Source organism: Cellvibrio sp., from assembly GCF_053579595.1.
In genome coordinates, this window is record NZ_JBRFPI010000092.1 from 1 (window position 1) to 13,024 (window position 13,024).

The following is a 13,024-nucleotide window of genomic DNA, read 5'->3' on the forward strand; positions in this document are numbered from 1 at the left end:
ATATATCCGCGCCTTGGCCTCACCTCAGAGTGGGACACAGCAGCAGCACACGCGGTCCTGCAGGGTGCCGGTGGTGAAATTTACCAAGCCGACAATCTCACTCCCTTGCGCTACAACACCAAAGAAAATTTACTCAACCCATTTTTTCATGCATTGGGTAAAACGAATGATTTTAATCGTTTGGTAAAAAACTATTTGGCTTAGCAGGCACCCCGCTCACAACCCATTGAAGCCCGAGACAGAGAATCACAATGCAATTGCTGCGCAATTTATATGGAAAGTTAATTCCCAAGGAGACACGCTTCTGGTTTTACAAGTTGCGTAACCAACAGGAAATTGAATCGTTAAAAACGGCGATATTCCCTTCGGATAAGGGCGATTTTTCCCTGCGCCATTATTATCAAAATAAATGTATTTTTGTGCACATCACCAAAGCCGCCGGCACCTCTCTGGCGCTTAGCCTGTTCGGTGAACTTCCCTACCATTACACGGCACAGGAATATCGGGTGATTTATGGCCGTCGCGACTACAACCAGTTTTTCAAGTTTACTTTTGTGCGCAATCCTTGGGACAGGCTCTATTCCGCTTACTCTTACTTAAAAGGTGGCGGCTGGAATGCCAAGGACGCCGAATGGGCGAAAGCACATTTAGCAGGCATTCATTCGTTCGATGATTTTGTACTGAATTGGCTCACCGCTGAGCGTCTGCATGCGCACATACATTTATGGCCACAATGCGATTTTATTTGCGACAGGCAAGGCAATCCAATCGTTGATCATCTGGGTTACTTTGAAACCATTCAACAGGATTTTGATGCGATTTGTGCGCACCTGAAATTGCCACAAACTGATTTGAAACACACCAACGCATCCAAACGCGCTGGCTACAGAGAGGTGTACTCGCCCGCCGCAATCCAAAAAGTGGCCGAGCTATACAAACAAGATATTGCCAATTTTGGCTATAGCTTTGATGCATTGAACAGAATGAAAGTCGCGGGTGGTCAATTTGTCAGAGCCCAATAGCAAACCCACCTTACTGTGCGTCGCCAACTGGGACTCTAATGTTGGCTATGCCTGGTGGTTGATGGAAAGTTTCTGGGTAAAAATTCACGCTGAATTCTCTACTGATTATGAAGTGGTGATTACCTACCCCAGTATTTCTATCCTGCCCAAAGCAATTCAGGACGCACAAATTCGCACGATTGCGTTTGATTTTGGGGTAAAAAAATTCGCGGATCTTGCGCAACATATACGCTTTATAAAACAGCACAACATTGCTGTGGTTTATTTCAGTGACCGCCCCACCAGCCATTGGAGCTATTTGTTTTTCAAGCTGGCGGGCGTACAAAAAATTATCGTCCACGACCATACCCCCGGAATTCGCACGCGCCCTACCGGACTGCGTAAATTTCTTAAATCCTGTCGCGCGCGAATGCCGTTGTTGGTAGTCGACGCCGCAATCGGCGCAACAGAATACGTCAAAGACCGGTTGATCAATATCAGCTGCCTGCCCGCCAAAAAATGCTTCGCAGCACCTAATGGCATTCCGATAACAGAAGCAACGCAAAACCCGCCACTGGATTTGCGCGCGCAATTAGGTGTAGCTACTGACACTTTGTTAATTGTCAGTACCGGCAGAGCAAACCTCTATAAAGGCGTGGATTTTGCGTTAGATGTTTTTGCCCAATTGGTTCACCAACAAAAATGCCATGGATTTCATTTTATTTATTGTGGTGATGGCCCCGATCTGGAATTTTTAAAAACCATGGCACACTCACTCGCCATCGGCAATCACGTCACTTTTCTTGGGCGCGTTAATAATATCGATCAGATCCTCAATAGCTGCGATATTGCGTTTCACCCAAGCAGGGGCGAAGTGGGTTACTCCCTCGCCATTCTCGAATATATGCGCGCAGGGCTTCCAGTACTTGTCTCCAGCAACCCTTCCGTCTGTGAAGCTACACAGCATCTAAAGGATGGTTTGATATATCAGGAAGGGAATCTACAAGATGCCTGCCAAAAAATGACCCAGCTCTTGAGCGATAGCCAATTGCGACAGTCACTTGGCAACCAGGGTAAACGCGCGATCGTTGAAAAATATTCTCTTGCAGCAACCCACAAAGCACTGATAGCCGCCTTACAGAAAACCTTGGCCGAATAAGCAGAGGCAACAGGCAAGTTATGCAAACAACCCAAAGCACAACTATCGCCCTGATGCATTTTGGTGGCAAGATCTTGCGCGGTACCGAAGTCTGCGCTATCCACACAATTGACGCATTACAGGAAGCCGGCTACCGGGTGCTATTGATTGCCAACAATCCCGATGTCATTGCATCCCGCACAAAGCAACCGCCTGATAAAATATTGCAATTCACATTTCCCGAAATTATGTTCGATGAAAATTTTTCGTTTCCACTGTGGCAATGGTTGAAAAAAATTATCGAACTCAAAACGTTTTTAATTACCGAGCACGCAGCATTGCTGTTCAGTAGCGGTGGGCTTCCATGCCAAATGGGCAAGCCTATTAGCAAATGGTTAAATATTCCCATCCTGGTTCATTTGCATCATCCAGCCTCCAAACGCTATTTTTATTTTTGGATGCTACCCTGGGCTGACTTGATTATTGCCCCCAGCAGACACACGCAGGCAGTAATTCAAAAAAAATGCAATGTTACCGCTCAGGTTGTCTACAATGGTATAGATGTTGAAAAAACGTTTGTTCCGGCGCAACGCACACCTGAATTACGCAATTCGCTCGGCATCAGCGACAACGCCGTTGTTATTGCAAGTGTCGCGGCACTGGTACCACATAAGCGTATCGATTTATTTTTGCGTGCACTGGCAATAGCCAGCACTAAATCTTCACTGCCGCTACACGCCGTCATTATCGGCACTGGGCCCGATGCGCAGCGGCTGGAACAACTGCGCAACGAGCTGGGGATTAACAAATCAGTGACCTTTATCGCGCAAGTGCCCGACATTTCACTTTATCTGCAACAGGTGGCGGATATCCATCTATTAGCATCCAGTGAAGAAGGCTTTGGCCTGTCAGTAGTAGAAGCCGCAGCCTGTGGCATACCCAATATAGTCGCTGCGGCAGGCGCACTGACCGAAGTTGTACAAAATGGAATTGATGGCATTCATGTGCAAGGGTCCCAACCTGAGGTATTTGCAGAAGCACTCCTGCGCTTGAGTGAAAACCCCGACCTGCGTTTACAAATGGGGCGCGCAGGCAGGCAGCACGCCGTGACAACATTTTCAGTCGCTGCGTATAAAAATAATATCGTGCAACAAATTCAGCGCTTGTTGCCAAGCAATCAGTGACGCCAGCCGATAACCGGTGAAGAGATACGGTGAGAGATATATAACAACACAATGAGTCAACAACAAAAACCATCAATTCTTATTATTGAGCAAGGCCAAAGTTTTGGCGGGGCTATTATCAGCCTATCGCAAACCATTGCTTGCTTTAAAAAAATTGATCCGTTGTTAATTACCTTTATGCCACCAGAAGCGTCCGCACCCTGGGTAAAAAATTTTAGCCACGTCAGGTTAACGGATCACTTCAATTACAAAGCAAGAAATAGTTTTACTGATTTATGTAAAAGTAGGGTACCGACACGGCTGTTAAAAAAATTGTTTTTCAAGGGCTATGCATTAGCCAGTGTAATTGGCGAGATTTTACTTGCACATAAAATTGCGCGCATCGGCCGCAAACACCGGGTTCGTTTGGTTCATTGTAATAATGGTGTCACCCATCTTTCCTGGCGTGTAGCAAAAATAATGCGGCTACCTCTGGTCTACCATTTTCGCGGTGCTGACTCTGCCAATACTTACACCGACGAAATATGCCATGCCGCTGCAAAATATATCGCCATCACCCATTTTTTAGCTGAAGAATTTTCCCGAAAGCTCTCGGTCCCATTGGAAAAAATTTCGCTTATCTATGACCCTGTAGATCATCACATTTTTGAGCAGATCCCAGCGGCAGCAGTGGCGCGCGCGCGCCAAGCGATGAACGCTGGCGCTGACGACGTTGTGTACTTAATCGCCGCGCGCGTTATCGCGTTCAAAGGGCAACTTGAATTTCTCCAATGTGCGCTGCCATTGTTGCGCGCAAATGCAAAATTTAAAATTGCTATTTTGGGCGATAACGCCGATGAGAGCCCGGATTATTTTCAGCAGATCAAACAATTCATTCTGGATCATCAACTTCAGCAGCAAGTTGTCATGCTCGGCTTTCAGGCTGACCCTATGCCATTTATCAAAGCTGCAGATGTAATTATGCATTTCAGTTTAGGCCCTGAAGGGTTTGGCAGAAGTATTATTGAAGCCTGGGCGGCCAAAAAACCCATTATTGCTACAGCAATTGGTGGGCCTATTGAGTTGATTGATGATGGCAAAGATGGCTATCTGGTAGACCCGAATAACATTGACCAATGCCGGGACCGGATAAATAACTTACTGAGTAATGCCCTCCTGCGGGAGAGCATGGGCAATGCGGGATTTGCGCGTGTACTGGACAGTTTTACACAAGAAGCCATTGCGGCGCAGCTGGAAAATGCACTGCTGGAATTAATACCCTGACCACTTATTGAAATGCTGGCTACTAGAGTGCCGGCGGTTCATAACCGTAGCGTGAAATAATAAAAGCCTCTTTGTTTTTTACCAGCTCTATCGATTCAGCGTCATAGTAAAAATCCATACTTTTGCGCGACGATGTATTGGTCTTTTCATTTTTCCCCTGCAGGATAAATAATCGCTGCTCATCGGTTAACGCAATGTTGGCACAGGTCAATGCATCAATTAGATCGGCTTCAAGATGTTCGTTGCGCACAACAAAATTGGTGATCGCACGCTGCTCCCACACCTCATTCAAGCGTGACGAGTCGGCCAAATCTGGCAGCGAATACAAATCCGATCCCAGATTGGTAAATAACTTAAAGTAACGATAAGTCAGCACACCGCTATGCGCAGAGAGTGGGGAAAAGCCATAGCCCTCACCAATATCGAAGCGGCGATCCGTATCCAGCATAAGCCGGAGCCATTTGCGAAATAATTCAGGGTTGCTGCTATCGGCATAGACTTCATTCCAAAGCGCAACAGGTTTGGCAGTATCCGCAAGCAGTTGACGCAGATATTGCGCCGGGCTCAGCCAATTTTTACCCATTTCTTTATTCAGCTGGCGCCAATAATAATTAACGCTATAACGACGTGTCGTTTGACTAAAAGCACTGCCTTTCCGGTCACAACCATAACCCCATAAAGACACATACCAATCCCATGGGTTGCGAATAGAGCCAAGAATAAAACGGTCTTGCAGTTCAGGCGGAACCACATTGTGTTTGCCCACCTGCTCGCCCGTTAAAATTTTATTGAGGCAACGGCCTATATGGGAGCCAGCCGTTTTATGCAGTTCAACAAAGATTAGCGAATCAGAAACAAACATAATGTAAATTCATCCTTATAGATTTTGGCGTTGCGAGCTACTATACGCAGCTGATCAAATTGGCTGGGATAATACCAAATCTTGCCCCTGATTATCATCCGCAGTAGCAGAGTAATCGCCAATTACCTGATGTGCCGCTCGGAATTTGCCGGCTGTTGCAGCGAAAATAGATTTCCCTGTAACAGTCCATGACTGCTTTTGCCTGTTTACCAAGTGATATGTATGCCAACTCATAGAATACCCAAAGCGATCCACTCATCCCGCCCCGCCCGTATTCGCACAATATCCAGAATCGTGTGGCAAACATTTATCACCGATCTGGTTCCCGCCATGATGCATAAAGCAGCCACATCATGGTCCAGTAAAAATCCGGATTGCGATTATCGTTTTTTAGTGGATGCCGATTGCGCAAAAATGATTGCCGATTTTGATCCGGAATTATTTAAATGCTATGAGCGAACCCCACCAGGGGCGTTTAGAGCCGATATTTGGCGCTACTGCGCGCTCTATCGCTTTGGAGGGATTTATGCCGACATGGATACCGTATGCAAACTTCCGATGAAGCAGCTGATAAAAGATAAAGATCAATTTATCGTGGCTTATGATGCAAATAAGACAAAATTATTTAATGCATTTATGTGTTCAGCACCCGCGCATCCGGTCTTGGAAAAAGTGCTCAGCAATATCAAATCAACATTACTCGATGATGAACAATACGCGCTCATCAAAAATAATCCTGCATTACTGTATGACATTACCGGCCCAGGCGGACTTGCCCGCGCCGTAGCAGAAGTCACTGGCTTGCCTGAGGGCATCACCTATTCTGCCAAAACCTACAGCACCAAGGATGTTAACGTCAGAATACTGCGCAAACTCCACAAGAAGCCGCTTTGGTCAAGGCGAGTAATGGTTGGATTAAGGACAATTCTGTTATGCAAATACGAGGGCTATTTTGAGGATATAAAAGCTGCAGGAGGAACCCATTGGTCAACCTCAAAGGCTGAAACAGCCTGATTAACCCTGAGGTGAGATTAGCGAAACAATTGAGGACATAACGAAATCCAATACCCTTCATATGAAGGGTATTGGCAAGTGCGGGATTATTGATATTTCGGGTTCAAGGGTGCAATAGGCGCGGGAGAGGTAGCAACGTCGGCTCCTACCTTGCCAAACTCGGCTCCAGCATAACGACCCTCCAACTGCTGAACAATACCGGCTGTTGGTCCAGCCACCACGTTTGGTATTGTTGTTTTCATTTCTGCTGTATTCCAAAGATTTGGTTTGGTAGTAACAATTACGTTTGCATCTGTTTCAAATGGAGTTTTCCCCATGAAGCGTATGGTGCTGTAGCCATTAACAACAGTATTTCTGTAAATAAAAGTGTTATAACTCTGCCCTTTATAGAAATCACTAATAACAGCTAAAATCGCCGGACCATCCTGATCTGCAGGAACGACTATTCTATTCCAATTCATCTCATGATCATGAGGAACCTCACCAACTGCACTACCGTAGCCAATAGACATTTGCGTTCCTCTTACATTATCAAAAGCTTCATTCGCGCGAACAGAAACAAAACTAATGCTGGACTTGACCCAAAAACCGTAACTTGTAGCACTATTTCTTGCAATATTTTGCTCCACCAATACATAACTGGCTCGATAGATATCAAAGTAGTGCCCATTTCCAGTTGCATTATTCACATTGGTGATGAGGTTTTCTTTGTACAAAATATTGGTTTTTGCCTTAACTGTGTTGGAAATAAACACCGGTCCGGTATTGTCAGTACCCGCCTTGCCAAATTGCATGTCAGTAAAGTGATTGCGCCAAAAAGTAGTGCGACTTACTTCTCCTGTTAACCAAAAAAAGTGGGCGTCAGCCACATCGTTACGTGCATTTTTCCAAGTTATTCCAGCCACAAAAATATCGGTTAAATCACCCACCAATATTTTGGCAGTTCCGCCATCAATAATAGGTTCCTCTCCAGGAAAACCAATCAGGCTTGGCGTTTTTTGGTTAGCCGTCAAACGCACATTGTTGTTGTTGGCGGCATCACCCACCAAATTATAATTGCCACCACGGAACACAATAATTTTATTGGCGTAAGTAGAATCAGTCGCTGATTTATGCCACTCGGCGGCAGTGGCAAGGGGATTGTCGATTGTTCCGGTTTTAGTCCCGGTTGCCCCACTCTTAACAAAGACAAACATGCCCGGATCTATCGTCACCTTCCAGGTCGCCTCAACGGTATTTAGCTCCTGGTCAGTAATACGCACTTTAAACTCTTGGGTGCCCGAGGTTGCGGTGGGTGTCCAAGTGATAGAGCCATAATTGGTTTCGCCATATAGAGAGCCAATTTTTGCCCCACTTGGCCCACTGATCAGCTCATACTTGAACGGCCAGGCACCACCTTGAACCCCAATCGGGATTGCATACTCCATCTGTGGGTGCGCCCATCTATGGCGGGCATGAGCCGCAGTTTCAGTATCCGGGCGCGGGTAGACCAAATGCATCGGCATTTTGGCCGGCACAAAATACCCTACCGGGAAAGGGAAGGGCATGGCTGCATTTACAATGCCTGACACAGCCATCAAGAGAGAAATAAGAAAAATATTTATGGCATTTTTCATAACGATTACCACTAACAAATGATGGGGTTATTAAGAGAAATACGGGCAATAACTGCGGAAAATCACCTTCACGCAACTAGCAGTGGAAGGGGTCATATTTCATTTAAATTTAACTACTCAAGTCTAGCACAAGTGTGCAAAGCGCCATGAGACAAGATGCCAATAGCAAGGAGATTCAAGCAACCAATTCCCATCTTTGTAAAAAAAACCTGCGGCAGGCCACTAAAGCTATCAAATACCGTCATGAAAAGTGATAATAATTTCTAAATTGCTTCTATATATAACGCATTATTCTGTTTGGAAGTTGCAATTTTTAATCAAAATACCTGCCCAGCTCATAACACGAACATCAACATATCTAAGGAAATGACAATGTCTAACGCCATTTATTTAGCAATGCCACGACAATTGCAAAATTTGGCGCTTACCGCCTATGGAAAAAATTTATACCGCCAACGTTTTGTAGGTGATATTCCTGCCAACTATCAAACCGACCTAATACCATTTAGAACCATCAGACCAATAGATCTGCAACACCAACAACAGCGTTTGCAACAGTTGATACAACATTGTAAAGATTACGTTCCTTATTACAGAAACCTATTAAGAAATGTATCAACAGACAAGATCGCCACAGGTGATCTCAGCAATATGCTGCCAATATTGACCAAAGCAGAGCTTAAGAAAGATCCCGAGCTGTTTATATCTACCAGCCCCGAGTTCAAAGATAAGTTGCGCAGCGCCAACACCAGTGGTAGCAGCGGCACCCCACTATCGGTGAAATACACAGATGAAGCGCGGAGAATAAATTACCGCTTTTATGAACAAGCTCTCGCTCTTTTTGACTGCAACTACCGCTCAAAAAGCACCACCTTTGCTGGTCGCATTCTTTATAAAAGCCCAGGCAAACATCCTGACCGTTACGACTCTTATAACAATACTCAATATCTGTCATCGTATTTTATTAGTGATGACACTATTGCGTCCTATGTAGATGCACTCAATCGCTGGGCACCCAACTTTATTGACTCCTACCCCTCGGCAATAGTGGAACTATTAAAATTAGCGAAGCAAAACCAGCTAAAATTTACATTTTCCCCCAAGTGTGTTCTGACATCTTCTGAAACACTAACAACTGACGCTCGGCAGCTAATAGAGAGCACATTGAATACTACCGTGATTGACCATTACGGCTGTACTGAAATGGCTATTAATGCGGTGTCTGTTGGAAAGTATTACTTTTCCGACCCCTTGTTTTCAATACTTGAATTTGAGCATCAGTTTGATAATTCCTACGAATTGATTACAACTGGATTATTGAATTTCGGCATGCCTTTATTGCGCTATAAAATAGGCGATTTAGTAGAAAGATCGTCAGATATTGCACATGGCTTTGATGCAATTGATGGGCGCACTGACGACGTAATAGTTACACCGGAGGGAAAACGTGTTGGGAGGATGGACCCCGCATTCAAGGGTATTGATGGCATTGAATTTGCGCAAATCATTCAGGAGAAAATCGACCTGATCGATGTAAAAATAATACTATCGCCCAACACACAGCATTTATTTAAACCGGAACTACTTATTGAAAATATAAAAGAACGAACCAGCAGAAAAATCAATGTTAACATTGACTATGTAAATGAAATAAAAAAAGGAGCAAATGGGAAATTTAAAAGCGTCATATCAAAAATGCAATCGTCTTAAGGCATTTAATGGCAGTAGCACACCCTACTGCCCCATCAAAATACGGAACATAACCTTGCCCAAAAATAAACGTAAAACACCATGATGTTCAGCATGAACACACTAAATTTTATATTTTTGAATTTATACTTCGCAGCCAAAAATGGAATCAAGAACAAACACATAAATGTAAATATTTTAACCGTAGAGCTATCACTGAAAAATAGCGCAAGTAAAAAAAACACATGAAAAATAGCATGAGCTAATGCCGACATAGAAACTTTAGACGAAAAAAAGGCATTCAAATTTTGAGCGTCACCTCGCCCATGCCATCTTTCTCGCTTAAAAAAATCCACGATATTTTGGGGGTAATCTCTATGAAACACCAATAACCGAGGATTGTTTTCAAGAGTTGCACCTATGGATTTTGCTCTTTGGCAAATATCATAATCCTCTCCGGTTCTAAGCTCTTCGCTAAATCCGCCAACCTCTTCAAATAGTTTGCTTGACATAATCATATGCCCAGTTCCCAAATGCGTGGTTGTAACTTCCTGACTAAAACTTGAAAACCAATATTTTTCCAGCCAAGAACCTTCGCTAGGAGGAACACAGTGGGATCCAGTCATATATAAATAGTTATTCCCGACCTTATCCAGTACAGCCCCAATTTCTTTCTGCCATTCATAGCTTAACGATACATGTGCATCGACAAATATCAGGACGTTGTAAATTGACTTTTCAGCCCCGAAAATTCTCGCAGCCCCAATAGTACCACCCACCTTATCGAATACTCGTGCTCCCAGCGATTCAGCAACAGCTCCTGTGCGATCAGATGAGTTATGATTTATGACAATGATTTCATAAATAAGACCAGAAGCGAACTGCTGAATGGCTTTAATGGTAATTGGAATTTCGGCTTCTTCATTCTTTGCTGGAATAACGAAAGAAATACCCCTTTTAGAATTTTTCACGTAAACCCCTATAAAAATGCCAATCAAAAAATTAATGTTCTACATCTTATTTTTTTTATTTTCACACAAAGAATTTAAACATACGATAAACGATAAATGCACCCAAATAAATGGATAATATGAAACTGTCACGAACTGCCCCGCTATCAAAAAACCTAAGACGCCATATCCTAACGAAGCAGCCACTGCCCTCTCATATGTTTCAGCTCCTTGCCGCCTGTAGATCTTAATGGGAACATAAATGCTATACAAAATGATAAGTATAAAAAGTATCAATGCGGGAAAGCCTGCATCAGTCCCCACCTGAATAAATATGTTGTGAGGCAGCTCCGCTCTGTCATACAACATATCGCCGGAGTAGTGCCTTTCGTAATATGGAATAAAATTAAAGAAACCGACACCGTCCAAAGGATGATTCCTCATCATCTCCCATCCATTTTCCCAATATAACAATCGCTGCTGCGACGTTTTATCATTCCCAGTACTTCTAAAACGTTCTTTTTGCTCCTCTGGCAACAAATAAGCTAAACCTATAACTAAAACAGTGACCCCAACCAGGGACTTAATCCTAAATATACTTTTGCGAAACATAATTGCCATAACAATAGCGAGCGCCAGCTGCGACCCCCGACTGCTCGCGCCAAGCACAGTTAAAATAGGGCAAACCCAAAATGCAATTAGAATTAGCCGCTCCCAAAGAGCCGCTTTCGCTTTAAAATGCTGGTATAAATAAAATGCCATTGGAAATAGCATTACCATCAAGATAGTTAGCTCTCCTGAGTTTTGAAAAAATCCCTTTGGCCCCATAAGCCCCCAACTAGTAAAACTAAAGCCTCTAAATGCCCATGACTTGGCGGTACCTATAGCAATTTTTCCTGCCGCAAAAAGAAATATCAGTAGAAATATATAAAATCGTTCCTTGGTATTTACAATTCTGGTAACTAGAAAATAAATAATTACCCAGCTAAAGAAATCCATGAAGTATTTTTTAGACACTACTGTGTTGTATGCAGTAAAAACGGAGATGCTAATTAGAATAGAAAAAATAATTATGTATATGTTTGCAGCTGACTTTACATTTTTTACCGATGGATCACTGAAAGAGCCTGCTAACGCACCCATTAAAAATAGCTGCGCCCAAGGAAGAAAATCTATAGCCGGAAAAAGAGCTTGTGGTCGAACAAACTCAAAGAAGAGATAAAAGCATATCATCCAAAATGAAAAATGCTGGCCTTTAAAATAAGACCACATATTCTTCACATTAAAAACATAGAAATTTTCTATTACCTTAGGCGCTTCCACAAAATACTCCACTTACGATATCAATTCACTTTATGCCTAACAGCCCGAAACAAGGGCTTTTCGATTGCGTAATGCACAAAATACGAAGTGACTAACACCAGAATTATCGTAAAAAATAGGGATTCATACGCACCCAATACACCACTTAAAAAGCCAAGGACACTGGTACCAGCCTTACCATGCAAGAGGTATAGCGGATAACTCATACCCCCCAAAATTGCCATCAGCTTTGTGTATTTAAAATATCTATTGATATCGCGCAAAAAAAAGAAGAAAAGAAAGAAAAAGAAGGTGAGTACGCCTACAACTACGCGATCACCAAGCTCTATTGCTCTTACAAATCCATCAACCTGCCCACAGGATTTTACAATTGCAAAAACCATCGCGATTATGAAAACACTGATGGCATACCGACTCTTTGGATCATTAAATATTAAATATGCAGAAATTCCACCGATAAAACAAAAAGAATAAGATGGACTAATAAACCAGCCCATAAAAAATGGCTGTTTTGTAAAGTGATGCGCAACCGCCATTAGTAACCACACACTCAACCACAGCTTGTATCGATGAATTTGTCTAAAGAGAATTAATAAGAATATACATGCATAAAACTTTAACTCTGCTTGTAGTGTCCAATAAACCCCATCAATATTTGGCACTCCAAAATAATCATTAATAATTAATCCATTTAGAAAAATGGCAGTGGTTGATACTAAGGGGAAACCAAGGGCATGCAATATAAACAGCGTTATTAATAGGCAAACGATAAATGCAGGATACAATCTTAGTGCTCGCAGTAATGCAAATTTTATTGCTGAACGATTTTGTGCAGACGCCATAATCACGAAACCACTCAACATAAAGAAAAAATTAACACCTAGGTATCCATATTCAAAAAAATCTACATTATTGCTACCTATTTTTTTTTGAATAAAAGGAAGATAGTGATAGAACATCACCAACAAAGCCGCAACAAATCTC

11 protein-coding genes and 1 pseudogene are annotated in these 13,024 nt (G+C 43.1%); 7 read left to right on the plus strand and 5 right to left on the minus strand.

Annotated elements, in window-relative coordinates:
* The 5 genes and pseudogenes from ACWA6V_RS07900 to ACWA6V_RS07920 form a co-directional block, all read left to right on the plus strand.
* A pseudogene (locus ACWA6V_RS07900) lies at positions 1-204 on the plus strand (3'(2'),5'-bisphosphate nucleotidase CysQ); the annotation flags it as partial.
* Between the two features lie 47 nt (positions 205-251).
* Positions 252-1,022 (plus strand): sulfotransferase family 2 domain-containing protein, encoded by a 771-nt coding sequence (locus tag ACWA6V_RS07905; RefSeq protein ID WP_449521969.1) that lies wholly within the window; start codon positions 252-254, stop codon positions 1,020-1,022.
* Positions 1,006-2,160, plus strand: a complete 1,155-nt coding sequence (locus ACWA6V_RS07910; protein ID WP_449521970.1) for a glycosyltransferase family 4 protein — start codon at positions 1,006-1,008, stop codon at positions 2,158-2,160. Before ACWA6V_RS07905 ends, ACWA6V_RS07910 begins: the two co-directional genes overlap by 17 nt.
* 20 nt (positions 2,161-2,180) lie before the next feature.
* Complete coding sequence (locus tag ACWA6V_RS07915) at positions 2,181-3,323, plus strand: glycosyltransferase family 4 protein (RefSeq protein ID WP_449521971.1); 1,143 nt, start codon at positions 2,181-2,183, stop codon at positions 3,321-3,323.
* Positions 3,324-3,374: 51 nt separating this feature from the next.
* Positions 3,375-4,586 carry a glycosyltransferase family 4 protein gene (locus ACWA6V_RS07920; RefSeq protein WP_449521972.1) on the plus strand — a complete coding sequence of 404 codons (1,212 nt, stop codon included), beginning with the start codon at positions 3,375-3,377 and terminating at the stop codon, positions 4,584-4,586.
* A gap of 22 nt (positions 4,587-4,608) precedes the next feature.
* Here ACWA6V_RS07920 and ACWA6V_RS07925 read toward each other — a convergent pair whose 3' ends face one another.
* Positions 4,609-5,448: a hypothetical protein gene (locus ACWA6V_RS07925; protein ID WP_449521973.1), complete on the minus strand. Its 840-nt coding sequence runs from the start codon at positions 5,446-5,448 to the stop codon at positions 4,609-4,611.
* Between the two features lie 222 nt (positions 5,449-5,670).
* Between ACWA6V_RS07925 and ACWA6V_RS07930 the strand changes: the two genes are divergently transcribed.
* Entirely contained in the window at positions 5,671-6,462 is a 792-nt protein-coding gene (locus tag ACWA6V_RS07930) for a glycosyltransferase family 32 protein (RefSeq protein WP_449521974.1), read from the plus strand.
* A gap of 86 nt (positions 6,463-6,548) precedes the next feature.
* On the opposite strand, the gene ACWA6V_RS07935 is transcribed toward ACWA6V_RS07930, so the two are convergent.
* A complete protein-coding gene (locus ACWA6V_RS07935; RefSeq protein WP_449521975.1) occupies positions 6,549-8,078 on the minus strand; it encodes a hypothetical protein in 1,530 nt (509 codons plus the stop codon).
* Positions 8,079-8,450: 372 nt separating this feature from the next.
* Between ACWA6V_RS07935 and ACWA6V_RS07940 the strand changes: the two genes are divergently transcribed.
* Positions 8,451-9,788, plus strand: coding sequence for a hypothetical protein (locus ACWA6V_RS07940; RefSeq protein ID WP_449521976.1), 1,338 nt, complete (start codon positions 8,451-8,453; stop codon positions 9,786-9,788).
* Positions 9,789-9,823: 35 nt separating this feature from the next.
* Here ACWA6V_RS07940 and ACWA6V_RS07945 read toward each other — a convergent pair whose 3' ends face one another.
* The 3 genes from ACWA6V_RS07945 to ACWA6V_RS07955 form a co-directional block, all read right to left on the minus strand.
* Positions 9,824-10,738 (minus strand): glycosyltransferase, encoded by a 915-nt coding sequence (locus ACWA6V_RS07945; protein ID WP_449521977.1) that lies wholly within the window; start codon positions 10,736-10,738, stop codon positions 9,824-9,826.
* Positions 10,739-10,777: 39 nt separating this feature from the next.
* Complete coding sequence (locus ACWA6V_RS07950; RefSeq protein WP_449521978.1) at positions 10,778-12,040, minus strand: O-antigen ligase family protein; 1,263 nt, start codon at positions 12,038-12,040, stop codon at positions 10,778-10,780.
* A gap of 20 nt (positions 12,041-12,060) precedes the next feature.
* A partial coding sequence (locus ACWA6V_RS07955; protein WP_449521979.1) for an acyltransferase family protein occupies positions 12,061-13,024 on the minus strand: 964 nt, incomplete at its 5' end.